The sequence below is a fragment of the Dietzia sp. E1 genome (assembly GCF_014145015.1).
Classification (GTDB): domain Bacteria; phylum Actinomycetota; class Actinomycetes; order Mycobacteriales; family Mycobacteriaceae; genus Dietzia; species Dietzia cinnamea_A.
Map to the genome: position 1 here is coordinate 1 of NZ_JAALDU010000044.1, position 1,556 is coordinate 1,556.

1 protein-coding gene and 1 pseudogene are annotated in these 1,556 nt (G+C 71.0%); both read left to right on the forward strand.

All coding sequences use genetic code 11. The features are described from left to right. The coding region (locus G6030_RS02170; RefSeq protein ID WP_182642058.1) for an AAA family ATPase at positions 1–1,038 on the forward strand (1,038 nt) is incomplete at its 5' end. Positions 1,039–1,276: 238 nt separating this feature from the next. Next, a pseudogene (locus G6030_RS02175) lies at positions 1,277–1,556 on the forward strand (signal recognition particle-docking protein FtsY); the annotation flags it as partial.

The following is a 1,556-nucleotide window of genomic DNA, read 5'->3' on the forward strand; positions in this document are numbered from 1 at the left end:
GGCGTCGTGGAGGAGCTCGGCGCGCGGCTGCTGGCCCGCCTCGACGAGCTCATCACGGCCGCCTCGGCAGAACGCGACCGGCTGGCGGCCGCGCGCGCGGAGGCGAGTGCCCGGGCCACCGCCCTGCGAGGTGACCTCACAGCGGCGGAGTCGGAGGTCTCACGCCTGGGGGACGCCGCCCACCGCGACGAGATCGTCCGCGCCCAGCTCGAGGTCAAGGTCTCGGAGCTCGAGGCGGCGGTGCTCGAGCGTCACGGGATCGAGCCGGAGGCGCTGGTCGCCGAGTACGGGCCCGACGTCGATCTGCCGCCGTCCGCGCTGGAGATGTCGGAGTACGAGGCGGCCCGCGAGCGTGGCGAGGACGTCACCCCGCCGCCGCCCATGCCGTTCGTCCGGTCCGAGCAGGAGCGGCGCCTCAGGCGAGCCGAGAAGGACCTGGCCACGCTCGGCAAGGTCAACCCGCTCGCGTTGGAGGAGTTCGCCGCGCTCGAGGAGCGCTACGCGTTCCTGTCGGCCCAGCTCGACGACGTCAAGAAGGCCCGCGCGGACCTCGAGGGGGTGATCGACGACGTCGACGACCGGATCGAGCAGATCTTCACCGAGGCGTGGATCGACGTCGAACGCGAGTTCCGCGACGTGTTCTCTGTGCTGTTCCCGGGCGGCGAGGGCCGGCTGGTGCTCACCGAACCCGACGACATGCTCGCCACCGGCATCGAGGTGGAGGCGCGGCCGCCCGGGAAGAAGGTCAAGCGGCTCTCGCTGCTGTCCGGCGGCGAGAAGTCGCTCACGGCGGTGGCGATGCTGGTGGCGATCTTCAAGGCCCGACCGAGCCCGTTCTATGTGATGGACGAGGTCGAGGCCGCGCTCGACGACACCAACCTGCGTCGGCTCATCGGGCTGTTCGAGCAGCTGCGAGAGACCAGCCAGCTCATCGTGATCACCCACCAGAAGCCGACCATGGACGTCGCCGACGTGCTCTACGGCGTCTCCATGCAGGGCGACGGGATCTCCAAAGTCATCTCGCAACGCATGCGCTGACCGGGGCGTCAGGCCCCCGCTCCGCCGGACGCGACCCGCGGCCGGTGTGGACGAGCAGAAGATCCGCGACTACGAGCGAGGGATCGGTGAACTCGACGACACCGAGGTGCAGGCCCTCACCGTGCAGGCCCTCACCGACGCCCTCGAGTAAGTCAGGATGATCGACCGATGGGACAGCGAGGGCGGCCCGGTCGGGGAGGACGACGTCTGACGGACGCCCTCGGCCATACTGGGCACCGTGACTACCACCACCTGGATCATCATCGCCGTCGCCGCGGTGCTGCTGCTGGCCGTCATCGCTCTGGTCGTGGGCCTGCAGCTGCGCAAGAAGCGGCAGATCTCCCTGACCAAGGCCGAGGAACGCAAGGAGCTCACCCGCGAGGAGCGGTCCGGCAACTACCAGGCCGGGACGGGGTTCTCCTTCGCGCAGGGCGGCGGAGTGGCCGCGCCCGCCAAGGAGCCGGTCCCCAGGGAGGAGCCCCGTTCCGCTGCCGCGCCGCCCGCCGCGCCGCCCGCCG